This window comes from Nocardiopsis sp. N85, from assembly GCF_028882275.1.
Classification (GTDB): Bacteria; Actinomycetota; Actinomycetes; order Streptosporangiales; family Streptosporangiaceae; genus Nocardiopsis; species Nocardiopsis lambiniae.
In genome coordinates this window covers 264,758-288,760 of record NZ_JARBUT010000005.1, presented here as the reverse complement: position 1 = coordinate 288,760, position 24,003 = coordinate 264,758, and the positions used below count along the sequence as shown (strand labels likewise).

General features: G+C 71.3%; 20 protein-coding genes. 9 read left to right on the top strand and 11 right to left on the bottom strand.

All coding sequences use genetic code 11. From position 1 onward, the window contains the following. Positions 1–114: 114 nt before the first annotated feature. Together greA and PWG71_RS10125 are read right to left on the bottom strand one after the other, a co-directional pair. Positions 115–615 carry a transcription elongation factor GreA gene (gene greA, locus PWG71_RS10130; protein ID WP_274809332.1) on the bottom strand — a complete coding sequence of 167 codons (501 nt, stop codon included), beginning with the start codon at positions 613–615 and terminating at the stop codon, positions 115–117. A gap of 139 nt (positions 616–754) precedes the next feature. Continuing rightward, positions 755–1,207: a DUF4307 domain-containing protein gene (locus PWG71_RS10125; RefSeq protein WP_274809330.1), complete on the bottom strand. Its 453-nt coding sequence runs from the start codon at positions 1,205–1,207 to the stop codon at positions 755–757. Positions 1,208–1,363: 156 nt separating this feature from the next. On the opposite strand from PWG71_RS10125, the gene mca reads away from it, so the two are divergent. The 3 genes from mca to PWG71_RS10110 all read left to right on the top strand — a co-directional run bounded on the left by mca (position 1,364) and on the right by PWG71_RS10110 (position 4,905). Beyond that, positions 1,364–2,242 (top strand): mycothiol conjugate amidase Mca, encoded by an 879-nt coding sequence (mca, locus tag PWG71_RS10120; protein WP_274809328.1) that lies wholly within the window; start codon positions 1,364–1,366, stop codon positions 2,240–2,242. 4 nt (positions 2,243–2,246) lie between these two features. Next, positions 2,247–2,528 (top strand): hypothetical protein, encoded by a 282-nt coding sequence (locus PWG71_RS10115; RefSeq protein ID WP_274809326.1) that lies wholly within the window; start codon positions 2,247–2,249, stop codon positions 2,526–2,528. A 337-nt stretch (positions 2,529–2,865) separates the two neighbouring features. Beyond that, complete coding sequence (locus tag PWG71_RS10110) at positions 2,866–4,905, top strand: thioredoxin domain-containing protein (RefSeq protein ID WP_274809325.1); 2,040 nt, start codon at positions 2,866–2,868, stop codon at positions 4,903–4,905. Between the two features lie 221 nt (positions 4,906–5,126). Here PWG71_RS10110 and PWG71_RS10105 read toward each other — a convergent pair whose 3' ends face one another. Continuing rightward, positions 5,127–6,494, bottom strand: a complete 1,368-nt coding sequence (locus PWG71_RS10105) for a serine/threonine-protein kinase (RefSeq protein ID WP_274809324.1) — start codon at positions 6,492–6,494, stop codon at positions 5,127–5,129. 354 nt (positions 6,495–6,848) lie between these two features. On the opposite strand from PWG71_RS10105, the gene PWG71_RS10100 reads away from it, so the two are divergent. The 3 genes from PWG71_RS10100 to PWG71_RS10090 all read left to right on the top strand — a co-directional run bounded on the left by PWG71_RS10100 (position 6,849) and on the right by PWG71_RS10090 (position 9,933). Then, positions 6,849–7,460, top strand: coding sequence for an RNA polymerase sigma factor (locus PWG71_RS10100; protein ID WP_274809323.1), 612 nt, complete (start codon positions 6,849–6,851; stop codon positions 7,458–7,460). Positions 7,461–7,554: 94 nt separating this feature from the next. Next, entirely contained in the window at positions 7,555–8,316 is a 762-nt protein-coding gene (locus PWG71_RS10095) for an isoprenyl transferase (protein ID WP_274809322.1), read from the top strand. 267 nt (positions 8,317–8,583) lie between these two features. Beyond that, positions 8,584–9,933, top strand: coding sequence for a PhoH family protein (locus PWG71_RS10090; RefSeq protein ID WP_446724995.1), 1,350 nt, complete (start codon positions 8,584–8,586; stop codon positions 9,931–9,933). 64 nt (positions 9,934–9,997) lie between these two features. Here the strand turns inward: PWG71_RS10090 and PWG71_RS10085 are convergent, their stop codons facing one another. Then, positions 9,998–14,017 carry an SCO7613 C-terminal domain-containing membrane protein gene (locus PWG71_RS10085; protein WP_274809321.1) on the bottom strand — a complete coding sequence of 1,340 codons (4,020 nt, stop codon included), beginning with the start codon at positions 14,015–14,017 and terminating at the stop codon, positions 9,998–10,000. A 419-nt stretch (positions 14,018–14,436) separates the two neighbouring features. On the opposite strand from PWG71_RS10085, the gene PWG71_RS10080 reads away from it, so the two are divergent. Both PWG71_RS10080 and PWG71_RS10075 read left to right on the top strand, forming a co-directional pair. Beyond that, the gene (locus tag PWG71_RS10080; protein ID WP_274809320.1) at positions 14,437–15,138 is read left to right on the top strand and encodes an aggregation-promoting factor C-terminal-like domain-containing protein; all 702 of its coding nucleotides are present in this window, start codon (positions 14,437–14,439) and stop codon (positions 15,136–15,138) included. Positions 15,139–15,181: 43 nt separating this feature from the next. After that, positions 15,182–15,832, top strand: a complete 651-nt coding sequence (locus PWG71_RS10075) for an aggregation-promoting factor C-terminal-like domain-containing protein (protein WP_446724994.1) — start codon at positions 15,182–15,184, stop codon at positions 15,830–15,832. 65 nt (positions 15,833–15,897) lie between these two features. Here the strand turns inward: PWG71_RS10075 and PWG71_RS10070 are convergent, their stop codons facing one another. The 3 genes from PWG71_RS10070 to PWG71_RS10060 all read right to left on the bottom strand — a co-directional run bounded on the left by PWG71_RS10070 (position 15,898) and on the right by PWG71_RS10060 (position 20,123). Then, the gene (locus PWG71_RS10070) at positions 15,898–17,826 is read right to left on the bottom strand and encodes a serine/threonine-protein kinase (RefSeq protein WP_274809319.1); all 1,929 of its coding nucleotides are present in this window, start codon (positions 17,824–17,826) and stop codon (positions 15,898–15,900) included. A 199-nt stretch (positions 17,827–18,025) separates the two neighbouring features. Continuing rightward, on the bottom strand, positions 18,026–19,414 hold the full coding sequence (locus PWG71_RS10065; RefSeq protein WP_274809318.1) for a class II fumarate hydratase: 1,389 nt from the start codon (positions 19,412–19,414) through the stop codon (positions 18,026–18,028). Positions 19,415–19,532: 118 nt separating this feature from the next. Next, the gene (locus tag PWG71_RS10060) at positions 19,533–20,123 is read right to left on the bottom strand and encodes a DUF1707 SHOCT-like domain-containing protein (RefSeq protein ID WP_274809386.1); all 591 of its coding nucleotides are present in this window, start codon (positions 20,121–20,123) and stop codon (positions 19,533–19,535) included. Positions 20,124–20,398: 275 nt separating this feature from the next. Here PWG71_RS10060 and PWG71_RS10055 point away from each other — a divergent pair, with 275 nt between their 5' ends. Continuing rightward, positions 20,399–21,583, top strand: a complete 1,185-nt coding sequence (locus PWG71_RS10055; RefSeq protein ID WP_274809317.1) for a hypothetical protein — start codon at positions 20,399–20,401, stop codon at positions 21,581–21,583. A gap of 20 nt (positions 21,584–21,603) precedes the next feature. On the opposite strand, the gene PWG71_RS10050 is transcribed toward PWG71_RS10055, so the two are convergent. The 4 genes from PWG71_RS10050 to PWG71_RS10035 all read right to left on the bottom strand — a co-directional run bounded on the left by PWG71_RS10050 (position 21,604) and on the right by PWG71_RS10035 (position 23,646). Continuing rightward, on the bottom strand, positions 21,604–22,038 hold the full coding sequence (locus PWG71_RS10050) for an RNHCP domain-containing protein (RefSeq protein ID WP_274809316.1): 435 nt from the start codon (positions 22,036–22,038) through the stop codon (positions 21,604–21,606). Between the two features lies 1 nt (position 22,039). Beyond that, complete coding sequence (locus tag PWG71_RS10045) at positions 22,040–22,405, bottom strand: RNHCP domain-containing protein (protein WP_274809315.1); 366 nt, start codon at positions 22,403–22,405, stop codon at positions 22,040–22,042. 31 nt (positions 22,406–22,436) lie between these two features. Next, entirely contained in the window at positions 22,437–22,586 is a 150-nt protein-coding gene (locus tag PWG71_RS10040; RefSeq protein ID WP_274809314.1) for a hypothetical protein, read from the bottom strand. Positions 22,587–22,677: 91 nt separating this feature from the next. Beyond that, positions 22,678–23,646, bottom strand: a complete 969-nt coding sequence (locus tag PWG71_RS10035; RefSeq protein WP_274809313.1) for a lytic polysaccharide monooxygenase — start codon at positions 23,644–23,646, stop codon at positions 22,678–22,680. Positions 23,647–24,003 lie beyond the last annotated feature (357 nt).

Below are 24,003 nucleotides of genomic sequence, written 5' to 3'. Positions count from 1 at the left end.
CTACGACGCGCGCAGCCCCTCCGGGGATGCGTCACATCCGTCGTCTCCCGCGACAAGCGGTGAGGGGCGGCCGCTGCCGCCCCTCACCGCTTTCGCCCCCTTGCGGGGATCGACCTACATGCCGCTGTAGGGAACCGCCTCGATGATCTCCACTCCGAGGCTCTTGCCGCTGGGAAGCTGGTAGGAGACCTCCTCGCCGACGGCCTTGCCGTTGATCGCCGAGCCGAGTGGCGACTTCGGGGAGTACACGTCGATCGGGGAGCCGCTCTCTTCGCGGGAGGCGAGGAGGAAGGTGACCTCCTCGTCGTCGCCCTCGAACTTGACGGTGACGGTCATTCCGGGACCGACCACGCCCTCCGTTCGCGGGGCCTCTCCGACCCGTGCGGTGCGCAGGATCTCGGTGAGCTGGAGGATGCGGGCCTCCATCTTGCCCTGTTCCTCCTTGGCGGCGTGGTAGCCGCCGTTCTCCTTGAGGTCACCCTCCTCGCGGGCCGCCTCGATCTTCTCCGCGATCTCGATGCGCCCGCTCCCGGTCAGGTGGTCCAGCTCGGCCTTGAGCCGGTCGTACGCCTCCTGGGTGAGCCAGGTGACGTTGTCATCGCGGGTCTGGGTCACGGGAACTCCTTGTGTACTAGTAGCAAAGGCCACCAGGCGGCCAGAGCTGAACTTACGAGAATATCACCGTGTGTCATGGCGCACGGTTCCCGAAGATCCGGCTCCGTAGCCCGGACCGGCAGAGTAAGGGGTTCGTCGGTCAGTCCTGCGAACCTTGTTCCCTGCACGAGGCCACTTCTACCGTCGAAGCCTGACGAACCGTCTCAACGGTCGTGGAGACCATGTGGTTCCCCGGCTCGGTCGTCACACTGCGCTGCCCGACCTCCACGAAGCGTTCGTCCAGTGCGCGGATCAGGCACACCGCCCCGTCCCGGCTGTTCACCTCGTAGCTGACGGCGACCTCGCCGGGCGACTTCACCGACGAGGTGATCACCTGGTGGTACACGCCACCGCCCAGACCGGTGTAGCTCATGACGGAGTAGCCCCACCCGATCGCGCACAGGACGGCGAAGATCGCTCCGATGACGAAGAACACCGGGCCGTTGCCGTGGTGTCGCCGCAGGGCGGGCGCGATCTCCTCGTCGGGGACGGCCGCGGCGGCGGCCGGCTCGTCGGCGCTCTTCACGGCGTCTTCCTCCGGGGTGCTGGGCATCGGGAATCTCCGTACAAGGGAACGGTGTTGTCTAAGATATCCCCGACCTGACAACCCTCCCACGCGGCCTGCTCGCAAGTCGCGGATGTGCCGTGATCAGGGGCGTCGGATGGACACGCCCCTGTGTCCGTCGACCGACTCAAGGAGAACCCTTCGTTGTCCGAGCGCCTGCGGCTCATGGCCGTACATGCCCACCCCGATGACGAGTCCAGCAAGGGCGCCGCCACCATGGCGCGTTATGTCGCCGAAGGAGCGGACGTGCTGGTCGTCACCATGACCGGTGGCGAACGCGGTGACATCCTCAACCCCGCGATGGAGCGCCCCGACGTCCGGGAGGACATCGCCGCGGTCCGCCGCCGGGAAATGGAACGGGCCCGCGAGATCCTCGGGGTCCGGCAGGAGTTCGCCGGTTTCGTGGACTCCGGGCTGCCCGAGGGCGACCCGCTGCCGCCGCTGCCGGAGGGCTGCTTCGCCCTCACCCCGGTGGAGGAGGCGGCCGCCCCCCTGGTGGAGTCGATCCGCCGGTTCCGGCCCCATGTGATCCTCACCTACGACGAGAACGGCGGTTATCCCCACCCCGACCACATCATGACCCACAAGGTGTCGATGCACGCCTTCGACACGGCCGGGGACCCTGACGCCTATCCCGACGCCGGAGACCCCTGGCAGCCGCTCAAGCTGTACTACTTCGTCTCCTTCCCGCCCGAGCGGTTCGAGGCGCTCGCCGCGCTCTTGGCCGAGCGGGGGTTGGAGAACCCCTTCGAGGAGTGGATGGAGCGGCTGAAGGACCGCGAACGACCCCGGTGGGAGATCACCACCCGGGTGGAGTGCAGCGAGTACTTCGACGTCGCGGAACGGGCCCTGAAGGCGCACGAGACCCAGGTCGACCCCAACGGGTTCTGGTTCGCCGTGCCCAACGACGTCGTCGCCGGAGCCTGGCCGACCGAGGACTACCACCTGGTGCGGTCCCTGGTGGACACCGAGATCCCCGAGACGGACCTCTTCGCGGGTGTCCGGGACACAGTGAGAGTATGAGTCCATGAACACCCTTCTCGCGTCCGCCGCGGCGAACACCACCACGTTCACCCTGGACAAGTACACGGTGACCCCGGGCGTCCTGGGGTTCCTCGTCATCTTCTTCATCGGCGTGTGCCTGTACCTGCTCATGCGCAGCATGACGAGCAGGCTGAACGCCGTGCGGGGTGTGCGCACCATCGACGAGCCGGTCGACGTCGCGGCGGCCCCGATCCTGATCGAGGCCGACACCCCGGAGGCCCCGAAGAACCCGGCCGACACCGCGGACGGCGACGCGAAGGCCTGACGGGGTCGGCCCCGCCGCATCCTCGGGTTCCAGCGGTGGTCGCAACACCCTGACTTCGGGGAGGTTGCGGCCACCGTGTCGTCCTCGAAGAAGGGACCGGCCCGACTGCGGAAACGGTTCCTGGAGCCGATGGCCGAGTCCGGGAACGTCACCGAGGGAGCCCGATCCTTGGGCGTTACAACACCGCGTTCGGGTGGGCGCGCCGGGCAGGGCCGTGCTCCCAACGGCAGGAACGGCGGCACCCGGCACGGGAGGAGTACCACCGTCTGCGCCAGAGCGCCGTCCCGCGCCCGGTGCGGACCGCGGCGGTGGGCCGCCCCGGTGGCAGAGTGGGACCATGCCCAACCGTCTGAGCGACGCGACCAGTCCGTACCTTCTACAGCACGCCGACAACCCCGTGGAGTGGTGGCCCTGGGGTGAGGCCGCCTTCGCCGAGGCGCGCCGCCGCGATGTGCCCGTGCTCATCTCCGTGGGGTACGCGGCCTGCCACTGGTGTCATGTCATGGCCCACGAGTCCTTCGAGGACGAGACGACCGCCGCCAGGATGAACGACCTGTTCGTCAACATCAAGGTGGACCGGGAGGAGCGCCCCGACGTCGACGCCGTCTACATGGAGGCCACCCAGGCCATGACGGGCCAGGGCGGGTGGCCGATGACGGTCTTCGCCACCCCCGACGGCGCCCCGTTCTACTGCGGCACCTACTTTCCGCGCGATCACTTCCAGCGGCTGCTGGAGGGCGTTTCCCAGGCCTGGCGGACCAGGCGCGACGAACTCCTCGACCAGGGCCGCCGGGTCGTCGACGCCCTCGGCGCGCCCCGCACCCTGCCCGAGGCGCCGCCGCCGGACGCGACCGTGCTCGACCTGGCGGTGCGGGCGTTGGTGCGGGACTACGACACCGCCGGAGGCGGGTTCGGGGACGCGCCCAAGTTCCCGCCGTCGATGCTGCTGTCGTTCCTGACCGCGCACGACGAGCGGACCCGCCCGCTCCAGAGCGCCGACGAGCCCACCCCGTCGCGGCTCATGGCCGTCGGTACCGCCGACGCCATGGCCCGGGGCGGCGTCTACGACCAGATCGGCGGAGGGTTCGCACGCTACTCGGTCGACCGCGAGTGGATCGTGCCGCACTTCGAGAAGATGCTGTACGACAACGCCCTGCTGTTGCGCGCCTACGCCCGCATGGGCCGCCGCCCCGCCGACCCCGGCCCGGCCGGGGAGGCGAACACGGCGCTGCTGCGACGGATCGCCGGGGAGACCGCCGACTGGATGCTGCGGGACCTGCGCACCCCCGAGGGCGGGTTCGCCTCCGCGCTGGACGCCGACAGCGACGGGGAGGAGGGCACCTACTACGTGTGGACGCCGACGCGACTGCGCGAGGTGCTGGGGGAGGAGGACGCCGCCTTCGCCGCCGAGGTGTTCGGCGTCACCGAGGAGGGCACCTTCGAGCACGGTGCCTCGGTGCTGCGCCTGCCGGTGTCACCCGCCGACACGTGGCGGTACGAGCGGGTCCGGGCCGCCCTGCTGGCCGCCCGGCGGGAGCGCACGCCCCCGGCCCGCGACGACAAGGTGGTGGCGGCCTGGAACGGGCTGGCGATCGCGGCCCTGGCCGACGCGGGGATCCTGTTGGACCGTCCGGAATTCGTCGAGGCCGCCCGGGAGACCGCCGAACTGCTGCTCGCCGTGCACCTGCGCGACGGCCGGTTGACCCGCACCTCGCGCGACGGTCGTCCCGGCGGCGGCCCCGGGGTGCTGGAGGACTACGCCGACGTCGCCGAGGGGCTGCTCGCCCTGCACGGCGCCACCGGTGAGGCCCGTTACGCGCACACGGCCGGGGAACTGCTGGAGGTCGTCCTGGAGCGCTTCATCGACGAGGACGGCGGGTTCTACGACACCTCCGACGACGCCGAGAAGCTGTTCAGCCGCCCGCAGGACCCCACCGACAACGCCGTCCCCTCGGGGCGCAGCGCCGCCGCGTCGGCGCTGCTGACCTACTCCGCGCTCACGGGCTCCCGCCGCCACAGGGAGGCCGCCGAGCGGGCGCTGGCCCCGCTGGCCCTGCTGGCGGAGAAGGCGCCCCGGTTCGCCGGTTGGGCTCTGGCGGTCGGCGAGGGTCTGCTCAGCGGTCCGTTGGAGGTGGCGATCGTGGGCGACCCCGCCGATCCCGCCACTTCGGAACTGGTGCGCACGGCCCTGACCTGGGCGCCGCTCGGCACCGTGCTGTCCCGGGGCGACGGTCTGGACGACGGGGGAGTGCCGCTGCTGCGCGACCGCGTCCGGCTGGACGGCCGACCCACGGCGTACGTGTGCGAGGGCTTCGTGTGCCGCCTTCCCGTCACCTCTCCGGACGAACTGCGCGCCCTCCTCGCCCGGAAGGTCTAGTACCTGTTCCGTGGGTGCTCCTCCGCGCCCTCGGGACGCGAGGGCGCCCCGGGGTTCCGGAAGCCGACGGAGCGGCCGAAGGCTCGCGTTCTCCGGACGTCCCGAGCGCGGACCGAAGCGGAGCGGCGGTTGGAGAACCTGAGGTGAGGGAGCGCCCCCGGGGTTCCGGAGGCCGGCGGAGGAGACGCCCGAGGAACGGGGACGGGAGCGCGGGGCTCGGGTCAGCTCAGGACGGTGCGGTCGATGATCTCGTTCACGAGGTCGGGGCGGTAGTCCGGTTGCCGGATCTCCATGTACACCGTGGTGGGCACCCCCGGCTGGTGTACCGCGGCGCTGGTGAAGGACCCGTTGCCGTTGCACTCGGGCCAGTCCCACACGGTGCCCTCCCAGGAGTCGGTGCGGACCTCGCGGCGGTCGGGTGTCCCGGGGCAGGGGTCGGGGTCGGCGACCCGGTCCAGGGCGCGGGAGCCGGGCACCACGGTGGCGTACACACCGTAGGAGGGCACCTCGGTGGAGTGCCAGTCCTCCGTGTCGGTGGCCACGAGCAGGCCCGGTCCGGCCCCGGCCTCGGCCGCTGCGGGCCGGGCCTCCAGGTCGGTGTGGAACTCCTCGGCCCATACCGAGGGCACCCCCATGCGGATGCCCTGCGCCGTGTGGCGCACCGTGGTCAGCGACACCCCCGGGGCGCCGGTCGCCCCGGTGAGCACGCCCATCCCCACGACGGCGGCGGTGACGAGGGCCGCGGCCCGGCGCCACGGCATGCGGTACCGACGCCACCACGGGTCCGCCTTGGTCAGGTCGGGCGCCGTACGGATGGCCCTGACCCGGTCGGTGAAGGTTTTGGCGTCACCGGGGCGGCTCTCTCGGTCGACCGAAAGGGCCGACAGGATGAGGTCGTCCAGCTCTCGGGGCAGGCCTGGCCGGATCCGGCCAGGCGGGATCCGCACCGGCGGGCGCGACGGCGGCTTGCCGGTGATGAGCTCATAGGCGACCGCCCCCAGGGAGTACACGTCCGAACGGACGTCCAGGTCGCCACCGGGAATGCTCTGCTCGGGCGACATGTACCCCGGGGTGCCCGCCGCCGCGGTGAACCCGGAGGCCTCGTCGATGGCCTTGGCGAACCCCAGATCGGCGACGAGCACGCGCTGGCCCACCGGGGAGGATTGGAGCAGTACGTTGGAGGGCTTGATGTCCCGGTGGATGGTGCCGTGGTTGTGCAGCACCGTGATGCCCTGGCCGATCTCGGTCAACAGCCGCAGCGCCTCGTCCAGCGGCAGCGGCCCCCGATGGATGAGATCGGCCACGCTTCCCTGGTCGGCGTAGGTCATCACCATGTACGGACGCCCGTCGGCGAGAACGTCCACGTCGTGCACCGCGACCAGCCAGGTGGAGTCGGTCTGGCGCAGGATGCGCGCCTCCTCCAGGAACCGGTGCTGGATGTCCATCTGGTGCGCCCAGTTCTCGGCGAGTACCTTGATGGCCACCGGATAGTTCAGCAGGTCGTCCTGCGCGAGCCAGACGGTGGCGAAGGAGCCGGAACCCAGACGTCGGATGACGCGGTAACGGCCGAAGGCCTCCGGTTGGCTCATTTCCGCCTCGGTCTGTCAGGGGTGAATACGCGGTCGTTGCCCACTAATACACCATCTACACCTTCCCATTGACCCTTGCGGATATGATCCCCTCTCCGGGTAGCGCGGACCACGCCGGGGATGGAAACTGGTGGGTACCCTCACCGGGTTCCCGTCGCCATGAGAATGGTCGTACGGAATGCGAACCCTCTGAACCGGGGGACTCCGTGCCACGGGGAACCGAGAGGGCGGAAACGAGACGGAGCCGAAGGGGGCCCGCGGACGTCCCATAGGACGTGCGAGCCTCGAATCGTGGGCGCACAGCGCCGAGAGCGGACGGCCGGACGTCTGCCGCCAGTCAGGGAGAGACCAGCCATGCGCAGTAGTGATCACACAGAGCACGAGGAGACCCCCGCGCCGCGTCGGCGGGTGGCGAGCAACGTCGACGAGGAGCTGGAGGAGCTCGCCCGCAGGTCCCGGGACGGCGACGCCGTCGCCCTGGACGAACTGCTCCGCCGGATCCAGCCCGAGGTCCTGCGCCGCTGCTCCCGCTTCCTGCCCTACCGGCAGGACGCCGAGGAGGCGTGCCAGGACGCCCTGCTGCGGGTGGCCCGCAAGATCGACAGCTTCAAGGGCGACTCCCTGTTCACGACGTGGCTGTACACCGTCGTGTCCAACTCCGCCCGCCAGACCTACCGTTCCATGAAGCGTCGCGCCAACGAGTTCCCCACCGAGGCCGAGCGCATGCCGCACCAGCGCGATCCCCGCACCACCAGCGTCATCGCCGGTTCCCGGATCGACCTGCTGGAGGCACTCGACCAGCTGGAGAAGGACCGCCCCAACCTGGTGGCGCCCTTGGTCCTGCGCGACCTCTGCCAGATGGACTACAACGAGATCGCCTCCCAGCTGAATCTGGCCCTCGGCACCGTCAAATCCCGTATCCACCAGGGCCGCAAGCATGTCCGAAAGTCCCTGGCCGTAACGTAGTCCCTCACGGCGAACTACTCTGGACGGTATCCCCGTCGGCACCTCCTGGCACAGGAGTGTGCTGCCCATGATCCAGCTCTGAGAGGTTTCGCCCATGGGGCTTCGTGACCCCCTGTACTGGCTCTACGAGCGACGTCTGGAACGTCGGCTCCGGGGCCGGCAGATCCCCCGCCACGTCGGCGTCGCGATGGACGGCAACCGTCGGTGGGCGAAGAACAGCGGACTGGCGGAGGCCGCGGAGGGCCACAGGGCCGGTGCCGACAAGATCTTCGAGCTGCTCCGGTGGTGTGACGAGGTCGGCGTGCAGGTGGTCACGCTGTGGATGCTGTCGACCGACAACATGTCCCGCGACGAGGCCGAACTCGGCGCCCTCGTGCAGATCATCGAGGAGACCATCGCCCGGCTGCGCGAAGAGGGGTGGAACACCCGGCCCGTCGGAGCCCTCGACGTGCTGCCCGCGTCCACCGCGCGCGCCCTCAAGGAGGCCGAGGAGGCCACATCCGATAACCCGGGTCTGGTTGTCAACGTCGCCGTCGGGTATGGAGGTAGACGTGAGATCGCCGACGCGGTTCGGTCGCTCCTCCACGAGGAGGCGGCCAAGGGCACCGGTATCCAGGAACTCGCCGAGCGCCTGGACATCTCCGATATCGCCCGGCATCTCTACACGCGCGGCCAGCCCGATCCGGACCTGCTCATCCGCACGTCCGGGGAACAGCGCCTGTCCGGCTTCATGCTGTGGCAGAGCGTGCATTCGGAGTTCTACTTCTGCGAGGTCTTCTGGCCTGCCTTCCGCAGGGTGGACTTCCTGCGCGCATTGCGCTCCTACGGCGCGCGCAGTCGTCGCTACGGCTCCTGAGTCCTCCTTCCCGTCACCGCACCACCCCTTAACGCGGTGTTCACCACGCCGCGGGACAAGGCACTGGAAAACGGGGTCACGGGCGCGTAGCTTCGAAAGCAGCGGGTGGCGTTCGTCCACCCGTTCGGGAGGCCCCGGCTCATTGATCTTCTCCGTCACGACGGAACGTCAACGAGGAGGGCCGGACCCGGCCCTCTGGGGCCTGGTCCCGGTCCTCCATGATCCCGTGACAGTGGGGCGCCCTCGCGGCGCCCAAGGGGAGAACGAGTGGCTAGTTCCTCGACCGATCGCCCTGACACCCAGCCCCCCACCGCCCCCGCGGTGGAACCGGAGGCGGGACGGCGCGTCTACGTGCTCGACACCAGCGTCCTGCTCGCAGACCCGCTGGCCCTGACCCGGTTCGCCGAGCACGAGGTGGTCATCCCCGTGGTGGTGATCACCGAGCTGGAGAGCAAGCGACACCACCCGGAACTCGGGTACTTCGCTCGCAACGCGTTGCGTTTCCTCGACGACCTGCGGGTCGTCAACGGTCGGCTGGACGTCCCGCTTCCGGTGAACGACCTGGGCGGCACGTTGCGAGTGGAGCTCAACCACAGCGATCCGAAGATCCTGCCGGCGGGCTTCCGGCTCGGCGACAACGACACCCGGATCCTGACCGTCGCCCGCAACCTCCAGGAGGAGGGCGGCGACGTCGTGCTGGTGAGCAAGGATCTGCCGATGCGGATCAAGGCCTCCTCGATCGGCCTGGCGGCCGACGAGTACCGGGCCGAACTCGCCATCGAGCACGGGTGGACGGGCATGGCCGAACTGGACGTGGCCGCCCACCAGGTCGGTGAGCTGTTCGAGCACGGTTCCACCGACATCGAGCCGGCCCGCGAACTCCCCTGTCACACCGGTCTGGTCCTGGTCTCCGAGAAGGGCAAGGCGCTGGGCCGGGTCCGGCCGGACAAGTCGGTGCGCCTGGTGCGCGGCGACCGGGACGTGTTCGGACTGCACGGTCGCAGTGCCGAGCAGCGCATCGCCCTGGACCTGCTCACGGACCCCGAGGTGGGCATCGTCTCCCTCGGCGGCCGGGCGGGCACCGGCAAGTCGGCGCTGGCACTGTGCGCCGGCCTGGAGTCCGTCCTGGAACGCCGCCAGCACCGCAAGGTGATGGTGTTCCGCCCGCTGTACGCGGTCGGCGGTCAGGAACTCGGCTACCTGCCCGGTACCGAGAACGACAAGATGACCCCGTGGGGTCAGGCGGTGCACGACACCCTGTCCGCGGTCACCAGCGAGGACGTCATCGAGGAGATCGTCGACCGGGGGATGCTGGAGGTCCTGCCGCTCACCCACATCCGCGGTCGGTCACTGCACGACGCCTTCGTCATCGTGGACGAGGCCCAGTCCCTGGAACGGAACGTCCTGCTCACCGTGCTGTCCCGGTTGGGAGAGAACTCGCGGGTGGTCCTCACCCACGACATCGCCCAGCGCGACAACCTGCGGGTCGGCCGCCACGACGGTGTCGTCGCGGTGATCGAGAAGCTCAAGGGACACCCGCTGTTCGCGCACATCACCCTGACCCGGTCGGAGCGGTCCCCGATCGCCGCCCTGGTCACGGAGATGCTGGAGAACTGACGAGGGCGGGTCCCCGTCCCGGCCGTACGGCCGGGACGGGGACCCGCCCTCGTGCGTCCCTCGCTCAGCGCATGCCGCCGATGAAGTGCCCCAACCGGCGTACCCGCTCCAGGTTGGCCTCGTACCTGGCGCCGATCAGCAGCAGCAGCGCGCCGATCACGGCGAACGGCACCCAGTTGGGCAGCAGCCGGGTCAGGTCCCACAGCGGCGGGCCGAACGCCCGCAGCGAGGCCGCCACCAGCGTCACGCCACCGATGACCAGGGTCGCCTGGCTCCGGTCGCGCAACCCCCAGAGGGCCGTGAACAGGGCGGCGACCAACAGCGCGGGCACCCGCCACGGCGTCTCCTCGCCCGCGAGCACCATGCCCAGGCCGGGCAGGAGCAGCAGGCACAGACCACCGGAGAGCGACACCCAGCTCGACGGCGCCCGTTCCGCCTTGCGCCCCCACTCCCAGCCGATGACCAGCGCCGCGAGGGCGGGGAGCACGGTATAGGCCTCCGGGACCGTGACGTTCCACGCGGCCAGGGCCGTCCACAGGGCGCTCAGCATCGACAGGACGCCCACCGCCGCGGCCCACCGGCGTCCCGGCCGGATCGCGGTGGCCAGGGCGATCACCCCGACGATCGCCAGCGCCAGGGCCACGATCCCCCCGTGCGCGCCGTACAGCACGGCGACGGTCACGGACACGACCGCCCACAGCGCCGCCGGGATCTCCGCGGCCCCCACCAGCGGGGCGCGCATGCGCGGCGCGACCGCCGCCACCCCCGCCACCACGGCGATCGGCACCAGCGCCGCGTACTCCACCGGTGCGCCCAACACCAGGGTGAGCGTGAACGCGAACCCGCCGGTGGCGGCCGTGGCCACCGCCGTCGCCGCGGTCGCCGGGATCGGGGTGCGGGCCAGGGCCGCCACGACCGAGCCCACCACCGCGACGACCAACAGAACGCCGATGGTGGCGTGCCGTTCGGCCAGTGCCCAACCCAGTACCTGGGCCAGGGTGAGCAGGCCGGTCAGTCCCGGCAGCCAGGCGAAGGCCCGGTCGCGGGTCCACGCCGACCACAGCACCAGGGCGGTGCCGACCAGGAGCGACACCACCGAGGCCATCAGGAACGAGGCGCCGGTGAGGATCGCCAGGGGCACCAGGGCGGGCGGTGCGACCAGCGCGGCCGTGTGCCCGGTCCACCGGCGGGCGGTCATCGCCGTCGCCGCCACGGCCAACAGACCGGCCGCCAGGACGCCCACGACCGACGCGGGCCCGGAGGGCTCGGACAGTCCCAGGAACACGAACGCGGGATCGACCAGGGCCCGGGGCGGGGCCTCGGCCACCGCGTACCGCCAGGAGATCGGCACCAGGGCGACCGCCCCGGATCCGCCGGCCACCAGTGGCGCCAGGGCGCCCCAGAGCAGCCCGAGCACGGTCCACGCCCGAGCCCCGGCCCACGCTCGTTCGCCCAGCACCAGCGCCGCGGCTCCGAGCGGCAGCGGGATCGCCGCGAGCATCCACCACACCGACGGATCGCCGCCCAGCACGGAGGTCGCCACCAGGGAGAGCGACCACGCGAACACGGCGAGCGCACCGGGGGCGAGGGCCGCCCCGAGCCCCGACGTTCCGGACGCCGCGGTCATCGGGGTCCGCTCGCCGGGCCGCGTTCGCGTCAGGAGCGCGCAGGCGAGGGCGGTGCCGGCCACCAGGAACACGACGATCAGCATGGTGTGGCGTTCGGGCAGCGACCACGCCAGCGCCGCCACCAGGGTGATCGCGCCGATCACACCCGTGACCCACGCCGAGCGGTCACGGATGAGGGCGGTGGCCAGGAGCAGGAGCGCGCCCACCGCCGTCGCCCAGACCATCGCCACGACGAACGGCGCCCCCAGGATGATCGGCAGCGGCACCAGCGCGGGCGGGGCCACGAGGGCCGCCGCCGACAGCGTCCGACGCCGGTCGATCAGCCCGACCAGGCCCACGCCCGCCGCCCCGGCCGCGAGCACGCCCGCCGCGAGGCCCAGGGCCGTTCCCGGACCGGCCGCGACGTACACCCCCATCACCTCGCCCGCCGGGACGAGCATGGCCGCGGCCGGAGCACCCCACACCGGTTCCGCTCCGGAGAGGCCCAGGGCGCTTCCGCCCGGTCCGATCAGCAGCGGGGCCACCGGCATGAGCAGGAGACCGAACACGGTGAAGGCGCCCCTGGCCTCGTTCCCGCCCCCGGGCGCCGAGCGTGGGGCCGGACGGCCCAGGAGCAGCGCCGTCACACCGCTCACCAGGACGGCCGCGGCCAGCCACCACCGCCCCGCCTCGGGTGTCCCCTGAACGGACATCGCGATCCACGACGACCCCCAGGCGACCAGCCCCACCGCCCACAGGGCCAGCCCGGCCCCGTACAGGGCGCGACCCGGGGGGACCGGCGTCCGACCTCCTGGGGCCGGGGGGACGAACGCCCCGAAGCCGGGCAGCCGGTGGCGCAGGAGCAGCAGGGCGGCCGTCCCGATCAGGCCCACGCACACCAGGGACGCCAGGAAGGTCCAGAACATCGCACAGGCCCACAGGAGCGCCGTGATCAGCGTCGCGACCCCGACCGTCGCGGGGACCCACGCGTGGGGACGGAAGAGCACGGCCGCCGTTCCCAGGACCAGGGCGGCACCCAGGAGCAACGCCCACCCGACCACGACCGGATGCGGCAGGGACAGCATGATCGGCGGGGCCAGCAGGGTGGGCGGCGCCATGAGGAACAGCAGCGGCGGCAACAGGTCGCGGCGCAGCAGCGCGGTGACGCCCGCCGCCAGCGCCGCGGCGACGAGGATCGCCGCGACGAAGGGCAGGCTCGTGGGCCACACCGTGTTCGCCTCGGTCAGGCCCAGCAGGCGGTTCGCCGGCTCCATCGCCCCCTCCTGACGCCAGAGCGCCGAGAAGGGTGGGCGGGGCAGCGCCGGCAGGTGCGCGGGTCCGGCGGCCAGGGGGGCCAACGCCAGGGTCGCGACCCCGAGGATCGGGTACACGCGGGCGGAACCGTCACCGCGCATGGGCGAGGCCACCCGGGACAGCGCAAGCCAACCGACCCCCGACACCAGCAGGGCCGCGGTCACGCCCCACCAGGCCGGCGGGCTCGACGAGGCCGGTACGAAGAACACCGCCAGGGCGGCCACCCCGGAGCAGAACACCGTCAGCGTCACGGACAGCACGTAGAGGGTCCGGCGTGGCACCTCCCCGCCCCCGGTCCCGGTCAGGCGCACCAGCAGCAGGTCGGCCAGGGCGACCAGGGCGAGCGTCGCCGTGATCCAGGGATAGGGGTCCTCCAACGGCAACGCGAACAGCACCAGCAACGGCACCGGCTGCGCGGACAGGACGGCGACGATCCGGGGCGCGCGCAACGGCACCGTCAGCGGGTAGAGCGCCATCAGGGCCGCGATGATCGCCAACGCCCCCGCCGCGTACCCGGCGCCGTTGGGGATCCGCTCGGGTATGAGCAGCCACAGCGCCAACGCGTCGATGTACATCAGCGCCGCCGCCAGCACGCCGAAGGTCTCGGCGGTGGCACGCAGGCCGCGACGGTGCAGGGGCAGGGCCACGACGGCGAAGCCGAGCGTGGTCAGCCCGAGCACCAGGGCCCGGGCGCCGGTGCCCATGTCGCTCCAGGTCCAGATCGCGAAGACCAGCGCCGAGATCCCGATGAGCAGGCCGCCCAGGCCCAGGATGACGTTCTGCGCCGAACGGCGGCGCATCTCGCCGTCGACCCGCGGACGCGGGGTCGGCGCGGGGCCCATCGGCGCGGCCGACGCGGGAACGGGTGACGCGGCCGGGGGGACGGCGACCGCGGCGGAGGAGGGGACGCGCGGCTCCGCCTCTCGGATCGAGGCCTCGCGCAGCGCGCGCACCAGCCCGGCGCGTTCGCCGCGGAGCCGCCCCAGGAGGGTGTCGACCCGGATGATCTCGGTGTCCACCTCCCACAGCCGCTGGGCGATGGAACCGACGAGCACCAGCCCGCAACGCCCACAGGAGCGCGCCCTCGGAACCAGCGGGGACCGGCAGTCCGGGCAGAGCACGTGTGGACCGGGGGAGGGCGGTGGGGGTGCTGGAACGTTCATGTTCGCCATCCTGTCCTCGGGCCCGCCCGCGCACATCCGTACGCGTACTCAGGCGCGGGCGCGTCGCGTCCGATCCAGGGGTGGGAGGCCGACCACTCCTCGGGGTCGCTTGGGTCACCCTTTGACATTCCGTGTCCCCGCGCAGGTCGAAGCCCGGTGATACGGACACGTTAGGTGATGTGAGTCAAGACACAGTATCTATGGCGTTACGTGGTCGTAATGATGATGCAGGCTGAATCCGCTGCACAGAGCACCCCCACACGTGCGGACCCGCCGTGCGGACGGACGCGACCCGATCGAAGGTCCACCGTCCCCTCCGGCCCCACTGCCGGCGGCGGCCGACCCACAACACGCGCGAGGACCCCCGTCGACGGAAGGTCCCGTGCCACGCGTGTGTCCGTCTACGCGAAAGGGCGATCTTGCCACTCCCACGGATCCCACGGATCCCACCGCGTCACGCGAGCGTCGTCGGCGCGGCCGTCGTCCTGGTCGCCGGCGGCGCCTTCGGCGTCGCGGCCTTCGCCGACACCGAGGCCCCCGATCCACGCGACGCGGCCTCGGCCGCGCATCCCGCGGAGTCCGCGACCGCGCAGCCCGCGGAGGAGAGCGACGACTTCTTCCGGACCCCACCGGCGACCGACCCCGAGGAGGGCGAAGCCGCACTGGAACAGGCCCGCGAGGCCGCCGAGGAGGCGGGCCGCGACGCCGTGCGCACCGGCGGCGCCGAAGCCTCCGACATCCTCGAAGAACCGGAACCCGAGCCCGAGCCCGAGCCGGAGGGCTCCGGGTCCTCCGGCGGATCCGCCCCGGTCCCCGCCGGGTCGGCCAAGGAGATCGCCCTGCAACTGGTCCTCGACCAGGGCTGGCCGGCCAGTGAGTTCTCCGACTGCCTCGAACCCCTGTGGGAGAAGGAGAGCAACTGGAACCACACCGCGCAGAACCCCGGCTCCGGGGCCTACGGCATCCCCCAGTCCCTGCCCGGGGACAAGATGGCCTCCCACGGAGACGACTGGCGCACCAATCCCGCGACGCAGATCTCCTGGGGCATCGACTACATCAAGGGCCGCTACGGCACCCCCTGCGGCGCCTGGTCCCACTCGCAGGCGAACAACTGGTATTAATAGGGCTTTCCCGCCCCATGACCCCCTCCTGGGAAAGGTAACCGTGTTACTCAACCGCATGTCGCTGCGCAGTACGGCGGCGGTCGGTGCGGCCACCCTCGTCGCAGGCGCGACGTTCGCCGTCTCCGCGTTCGCGGACGACGGCGTCGACCCGGAGATCGCGGCGAGCGCCGCCCTCCCGGTCGAGGGGGAGGCCCCCGCCGACGAAACCGTCGAGGACGACTTCTTCGCGTCCTCCGAGAAACCCACCGAGGAAGAACTCCAGGTCCTGCGCACACAGGCCGAGACCGAGCGTGACGCCGCCCTGGGCTCCCGGACGCAGACGTTCGCGACCGAGGGCAGCGATATCGAGGAAGAAGAGCCGGAGCCGCCGACACCGACCGTGCCCGCCGGGTCGGCCAAGGAGATCGCCCTGCAACTGGTCCTCGACCAGGGCTGGCCGGCCAGTGAGTTCTCCGACTGCCTCGAACCCCTGTGGGAGAAGGAGAGCAACTGGAACCACACCGCGCAGAACCCCGGCTCCGGGGCCTACGGCATCCCCCAGTCCCTGCCCGGGGACAAGATGGCCTCCCACGGAGACGACTGGCGCACCAATCCCGCGACGCAGATCTCCTGGGGCATCGACTACATCAAGGGCCGCTACGGCACCCCCTGCGGCGCCTGGTCCCACTCCCAGTCCGTCGGCTGGTACTGACCCCGACGCGCACGACGGCCCCCGGCGAGAATCCGCCGGGGGCCGTTCCCGTTCCCGGGGACCCGTCACAGGTGCGGGTCGAAGGAGTCCATGACCTCGGCGGGCAGTTCCTCGTAGAACCCGGCGTCGCCGCGTGGCACGTTCACGGTGACCATGTAGAACACCCGCTGGCCCTCGTAGTCCGTGTTGATGGCGTAGGCCCAGAAACGGCGGGCGGGGCTGGTCCAGGTGTCGTTGGTGAAGTCGGCCCGCACCATGGCGACGTCCCAGTCGTCCCCGTACTCGTCCTCGTCGTACTCGTCCAGGCCGAGCTGGACGTAGCCGGTGGTCACGTCGCCCTCGACGTCGGTCCCGCCCTTGGTCTGGGCGAGGTAGTCGGCGCTGCTCCCCTCGAACTCCTCCTCCGTCCAGCCGGCCACCCACACCTGGTGGTCGTTGCCGGGGGCGATGAACGCGACCAGGCTCTCCTCGATCCGGCTGTCGTCGACCTGCCACCCCTCCGGGTGGTCCACGTCGAACCACTGGGACTCGTAGGTCTCCAGGTCGTCGTAGGGGGGCGGGCCGTCCTGGCCGTCGTCATCGTTCCCCTCGTCGGGGACGTCCGCGGGGGTGGGCGGGGTGTCCTGCTCGGAGGGGACGGTGGTGTCGGGCGTCCCGTCCGCCTCGGGCCCGGGGTCCTCGCCGCCCGAACGGGACATCAGCATGCCGCCGACCACGAGCACCGCGATGAGCAGCAGCGCCAAGGCACCGCAGCCGAGACCGGCCAGCGTTCGGCCGGGACCGGCGGAGGAGGGCGCGGGCGCGGAGGGGCGGTTCGGGGTGATCGTGCCGCCGTGCCCGCCGCCGTGCCCGCCGCCGTGCGCGGCGTAGACGGGGGGACGCCCCTGCGGACCGAACGGGGTGGCGGGGGTCGTCGGGCCGGGGGGAGGGAACGGTCGGGCGGGGGTGTGCGCACCGGTGTGCGGGCCTTGCGGGGGGTGCCCGACCGGGCCGGAGATGGGGCCGCTCGTCGAGCCGGGGCCGGTGAACCGTTCGCCGGTGATGGGACCGGAGGGGCCGGTGGGTCCGAAGCCGACGTTCGCCGCCGCGTGCGGCGGCAGCGGACCGCTGTCGGAGGCCGGGCCGGGGCCGGGGACGAACGCCGGGTGGGGGCCGCTCGCGTCGCCCGCGGCGCCGCCACGCCCGTCGAGCAGGGCCAGCGCCCCCTCCACGTTCAGCCGCCGGTCGGGATCGCGCTCCAGCAGTCCGGAGATCACCGGGGTCAACCGGCCGGCCCGGCGCATCGGCGGCAGCGGCGCCGAGAGGACCGCCGCGATGGCCGCGGTGATGGAGTCGCGGCGGAAGGGGGAGAGCCCTTCCACGGCGGCGAACAGCGTCACGCCGATGCTCCACAGGTCGCCCCGGTGTTCGGCGGGTCCGCCCTCCAGCCGCTCCGGAGGCATGTACTCCGGTGAGCCGATCAGCGCACCGGTGCGGGTGATGCTCGGCCCACCCTCCATGGTGGCGATGCCGAAGTCGGTGAGGATGACCCGGCCGTCGGAGGACATCATGATGTTGCCGGGCTTGATGTCCCGGTGCAGGACCCCGGCCGCGTTGGCCGCCTGGACCGCCTTGAGCAGGGCCTTGGCGATCTCGGCCACGGTGTCGACGTCCAGGGTGCCGCGCTCGTCGAGGAGGTCCTGGAGCGAACCGCCCTCGACGAGTTCCATGACGACCCACGGGTCGTCCTCGAAGTCGAACACGTCGTGGATGGTGATCACGGAGGGGTGCGAGATCCGCGCGGCGGACCGTGCCTCACGGCGCACCCGGGCGTGGGCGTCGGACCGCTCGGAGTCGGTGAAGTGGTCGGGCAGGAGCACCTGTTTGATGGCGACCGCGCGATCCAGGGACGGGTCGAAGGCCTCCCACACCACACCCATGCCGCCCCGGCCGAGTTCTCGGCGCAGGACGTAACGGTTCGCGACGACGCGTTCATTGTCGCTGTTGCTCGACATGTACTGCCCTCTCGGACGCGGGCCCAGGATCAGGCGCTCTGTTCAAGAATGTCCGACGCCTTCCGGTAGGGGAAGGTTCCTGAACAGAGGGCATCGGAACCGAAGCGTCATCGAAGACCCCCTCCTCCGCGGGGCGTACCGACACGCGACGGGGCGCCCCGCACGGCGGGGCGCCCCATCGTCACCTTCGGTGATCGACCTACCGGGAGTTGGTCATCTTCAGGACGTCCAGGGCGGCGTCCAGCTGCTCCTCGGTGAGCTTGCCGTCCTCGATGTAGCCGCGCTCCAGGACCACCTGGCGGATGGTCTTCTTCTCCTTCAGCGACTGCTTGGCGACCTTGGCGGCCTCCTCGTAGCCGATGTAGCGGTTGAGCGGGGTGACGATCGAGGGAGAGGACTCGGCGTAGGTCCGGCACTGCTCCTCGTTGGCGGTGATGCCGGCGACGCAGCGGTCGGCGAACACGCGCGAGACGTTGGTGAGCAGACGGATCGACTCCAGCACGTTGCGGGCGATCAGCGGCAGCTGCACGTTGAGCTCGAAGTTGCCGCTGGCACCGCCGAAGGCGACGGCGGCGTCGTTGCCGACGACCTGCGAGGAGACCTGGAGCACGGCCTCGCACAGCACCGGGTTGACCTTGCCCGGCATGATCGAGGAACCCGGCTGGAGGTCGGGCAGGTACAGCTCGCCCAGGCCGGTGGTCGGGCCCGAGCCCATCCAGCGGACGTCGTTGGCGATCTTGGCGAAGCCCACCGCGATGGTCCGCAGCTGGCCGGACAGTTCGACCAGGCCGTCACGGGCGCCCTGCGCCTCGAAGTGGTCGCGGGCCTCCGTCAGCGGCAGACCGGTGTGGGCGGCGATCTCGGCGATCACCCGGGCGGAGAATCCCTCCGGGGTGTTGATGCCGGTGCCCACCGCGGTGCCGCCCAGCGGCAGCTCGGCGACGCGCGGCAGGGACGCTTCCAGGCGCTCGACGCCGTAGCGCACCTGGGCGGCGTAGCCGGCGAACTCCTGACCCAGGGTGACGGGGGTGGCGTCCATCAGGTGGGTGCGGCCGCTCTTGACCACCGAGGCGAACTCGACGGACTTGCGGGTCAGCTCCTCCTCCAGGTGCCGCAGCGCCGGGACCAGGCCGTTGATCACGGCGGAGGTGGCGGCGATGTGGATGGAGGAGGGGAACACGTCGTTGGACGACTGCGAGGCGTTGACGTGGTCGTTGGGGTGGACGTCGAGGCCGGTCCGCTCCTTGGCGACCGTGGCGATGACCTCGTTGGTGTTCATGTTGCTGGAGGTGCCGGAACCGGTCTGGAAGACGTCGATCGGGAACTCGGTGTTCCACTTGCCGTCGGCGACCTCCAGCGCGGCCTCGCGGATCGCCTTGCCCAGGTCGTCGCCGATGACGCCCAGTTCGGCGTTGACCTTCGCGGCGGCGGCCTTGATCTGGCCGAGGGCGGCGATGTGGGCGCCCTCCAGGCCCTGTCCCGAGATCGGGAAGTTCTCGACGGCACGCTGGGTCTGGGCCCGCCACTTGGCGTCGACCGGGACCTTGACCTCACCCATCGAGTCGTGCTCGATACGGAACTCACTCATTGGCTACCACACTCTCCTGGGAAGACCTGTGAAACCCAGCCTGCCAGACGCACCGGAGCACACCGTCACTCACCCCGCCAAGGCGATGTTACGCGCGTCATGTTGACATCGAAGCAGGTCAGGAGTCGATGCCGGGACGCCTCTCCCGGCGTTTCAGCCTGGGGAACCGGGAACGCCTGGGCGCCCGGACGCGAACGGTGCCCAACAGCGAGAACCCGTCGATCTCCAGCACCGGCGGATTCGACAGATCCGACCTCCGCGCCGTGGTGCTGCGCCGCCCCAGCAGGGAACGGCCGTTGACGCGCACCTCGACCCCGTCGGGAACCTCGATCTCCACCCGGCCCACGACGGCGGTGACGACCATCCGGTGATGGCCGTGCAGCAACAGGGCCTCGCGCATGTCCACCCGGACCCGGCCGAACAGGGCCAGGACCAGGTCGCCGGGGTAGGCGACCCACCGGCCCCGGCGGACGGCGGTGCCGAACACCCCGAAGGCGGGTTGGTGGTCCAACCGGATGGGCTGCTCCTCGGCGGACAGCAGATCCTCGGTGAGCGGCGGCAGATCGCCCAGGACCCGGGCCTCCTGGGCCCGGGAGGACCGCTCCTCGAACTCGTCGAGATCGATGCGGCCGTCGGTCGCGGCCTCGCGCAGCACCTTCAGTACCCGTTCGCGGTCGCTGTGGGAGGCACGCAGGCGATCGGGGGACACTTCCTCACTCACACCACCACCCTAGATGTAACGACCATGGAGGTCGGTCACACCCACCCCGACTCCTTCTTCGACCTTTGCGATGAACGCCCCGGGACGCCGCTCACGACGGGCGGCGCCCACGGAAGACGCCCTGGACGAGCCCCGACCCCCGTCCCGGCACGGGTTCGGCCGGTGTTCCCCGACCGGTCGCCCGCCGGGGAGTCCCCGGTTCACCGCGCACGCCTAGGTTCCGGGCTGTGGTTTCCGGTACGGACGCGAAGGGCGGAGGCGACATGGGCGCGATCGGAACGTGGAGGAGACCGACGACCTGGGCGGTGGCCCTGAGCACGGTGCTGACGGCGTTCGCCGCCCCGGCCCCCTCCCCGGCCGTCGCGGCCCCCGCACCCGCCGGACCGGGCCTCGCGGAACTCCCGGTGGCCGTGGACGGCGGGGCCTGGCGCTCCGGACACGTCCAGGGCATCGCCTTGGACCGGGAACGCGGACACGTGTACTTCTCCTTCACCGACACCCTCGTCAAGACCGACCTGGCCGGCGAGGTCATCGGCACCGTCACCGGACTGACCGGGCACCTGGGCGACCTCGACATCGACGAACGCGACGGCCGGATCTACGGCTCCCTGGAGTACAGGGCGGCCGAGGCGTTCTACATCGCGATCTTCGACCCCGACCGCATCACCCGCGTCGGCATGGACGCCGAGACCGACGGGGTGCTCACCACGGTCCACCTGGCGGAGGTCGTCGCCGACTACACCGCCGACATGGACGGGGACGGGGTCTTCGACGGCAACGTCGCCGCCACCGCCGATCACCGCTACGGGTGCAGCGGCATCGACGGGATCGCCTTCGGCCCCGAGTTCGGCCGCTCCGGCGGACGGACGATGCTGACCGTCGCCTACGGGATCTACGCCAACGCCGATCGCGAGGACAACGACCACCAGGTGCTGCTCCAGTACGACGTGTCCCGGTGGCGCGGACTGGGCCGCCCCCTCGACCAGGACGCGCCGCACACCAGCGGTCCGCGCCGTCCCCAGGGCAAGTACTTCGTCTACACCGGCAACACCACCCACGGGGTGCGGAACCTGGAGTACGACGCCGCCACCGGCGACTGGTTCATGGCGGTCTACACGGGTGTCAAGCCGCACTTCCCCAACCACTCCCTGTACGTCGTCGACGGTTCCCGGCGTCCGGTGCTCGGCCCGATCCGGGGCCAGGCCGAAGAGGAGAGGGGCCGGCTGCTGTCGTTGCGCGAGGGCGGTGTGCTCCACGGTCCCACGGGTGTGGCGGGGTGGCCGGTGAGCGGTGGCCAGTACGGCCTGGTCTCCCTCGGCGACGGCCGCTTCTACGTGGTCGAACGCGGTCGCCGGCAGGAGAACGGCGTCCTCCTGGAGACCGGTGTGGCCCGCCTGCACCGGTGGACCGGAGCGGTCCCGGACCCGTTCGCGCCCGTCGAGGGCTGACCGGGGCCGGGACCGACGCCTCAGAGCCGGGCCAGGGCGCCGCGGGCCACCGCGGCGAACCCCGACGGAGCCCCGGCCAGCGGCCGGACCGCCAGCCGGACCAGGGCGCGGGCGTTGTCATCGCCCGCGATCCGGTTGACGCTCAACCCACCGCAACGCGAACAGCGGTGGACCAGTCTCCACTCGCCGTCGGTCCGACCCGCCAGGCTCAACGCGACCATCGGCCCGCGACAATCGGCGGCCCGGTCGCCCGGGATCCGTCGGTCCACGTGCAGGCTGGTCAGACAGTGCGGGCAGTGATTGCGGTGGGAGGTACCGGGTGCGATCGCGGGCACCTCCAGCCGACAGCCCGCGCAACGGAACGACCCCGCCCCGCCGATCTCGCCGTGGGCGTGCAAGACGGTCTTGGGCCGCTGGGGCCGTCGTTCGCGGCGATCCCGGTTACGGCGTCCCATGTCACACCTCCCCGAACAGGTCGAGCGGGAAGGGCGGGTCGGCCAGCGGCCGGACCGCGATGCGCATGAGCACCAAGGGGTTGTCGTCCGCGGTGACGGCGCTCTCGGCCAGTTCGTCGCAGCGGACGCACCGGTGGACGAGGACCCAGACGCCGCCGCGCGGCACCGCGATGGAGAGGGGGACCATTCGCCCGTCGCACGCGGAGGCACCGCCACCGTCGTGGTCGACGACGTGGCGCGAGCTCAGACAACCGGGGCAGTGATCGCGTTCGCGCCCGTCGGGGTCGAGGGCGGAGACGGTGAGGCCGCAGCGCACACAGTCGAAGGTGAGGGCGCGCGGGGTGGGGCTCGGTTCGGTGGTGGACACCGGAGGGACTCCTCGCTGGAGGTGGAAAGGATCAGCGGGAGCAGGCCGAGCGCTTCTCGGTACGGGTCAGGGGCTCCGCGGGGAGCGGACGTCCCGGGGTCGGTGAGGCGCGCTCGGCGCGTTCGGGGTCATCGGCCACCTTCTCCTGCACCGGGGCGGACCCTCGGTGTTCGTCGTTCACAGGTCGCCGTCGATGCTAGATCGCGATCGGATCAGGGACAACGGATTTTCCGTCCGGCCGCAGGGAGGGCCCGGCGGCCGGACGGAACGGGTCAGGCGCCCTGGCGGCGGCGGACCAGCCACAGGGTCCCCGCGCCGGCCGCCATCAGGGTCAGCGCGGCGGCGAAGAGCCCGGTGAGGGCGCCGCCGGTCCGGGGCAGCTCCGGCCGGTCGGCGGCGTGGGCGTCGTGGGCGGCCGGCGGGTTCGCCTCGTCGGCCGCGGGCGCGGCCTCCTCGGTCTCCTCCGCGGTCTCGGTCGGCTCCTCGGGGACGGTCGTCTCCTCGGCCGCGACGTCCTCGGTGTGGTCACCGTGGTCGATGGCGGCCAGATCGTCCTCGTCCACCCGGAAGCCCTCGTCGTCGGAGACCGGCGTGGTGGCGACGCCGTCCCCGAAGGTCACGTCGGAACAGGTGTAGAAGGCCTCGGGGCTGTCGGTGCGCTGCCAGATCGAGTAGATCAGGTGCTCGCCGCTCTTCTCCGGGAGCGTCGTGGCGTAGGAGTAGATCCCGTTCTCGGCCACCGGCCGATCATGCACGGCGAACGGTTCGGGCTCCAGGTCGCCCCAGGCCAACGGCGTGTTCGGGTCCCAGCCGTCCCTGGTGACGTAGTACTCGATGTAGCCCTTGTGGGGCACGGCCGCGGTGTACTCGAACGTGAACTCCGAACCGCCGGCGGGCAGCGCGGTGGTCCGCCAGGAGCCGGGGTGGTCCAGGGCGGAGTACTTGTCGCGGCCGGCGCTGCACAGTTCGCCGTCGGGAATGATCTCCCGGTGGCGGCCGTCGGCGTTGGCCAGATTGACCTCGTGCCAGTCGTAGAGCGGCTGGGTTCCGTTCTCCTGGACGAGTCGCACGCACATTTCCGAGGACACCTGTTCGGGGCCCTCCTGATAACAGGCGGCGACGCGGCTGATCGGATTTCCGAGTGTGCCGTGGGCGTTCGCGGGGGCGGCGGCCAGACCGGCGAGCAGGACGGGGGCGGCGGCCAGGGCCGCCGCGGATCGCAGGATGCGTCCGACGTTCATCAGGGGGTGTCTCCTCTAGTCGTGGACTTGCGGGGAGCCGTGCGGATCGCGAATCCGCGCGGCCGTCCGGGCTGGAGGACCACCTATCGGACAGGCCCGGTCGATATGGGGCCGGCCGGGCGTCCAGCCCGTCCGAAAGGTAGGGAAAGTGACTATACAGATATCGTCCGAAAAAAGAAGCCTTTCTTGGATAAAGGTCGCTGACCTGGATGTTTGACGGATCACCCGGGCGACAGTAAGGTTTGTTTTTGGTTCATCGTCGAATGGCTTTCGACCTGCTCTTTCGCGGATCGAGGGGCGTGCCGTCGATCGACGCCTCCCGTGTCCCATTGTCGAAGGGCCGGGCTTATCGTCGCC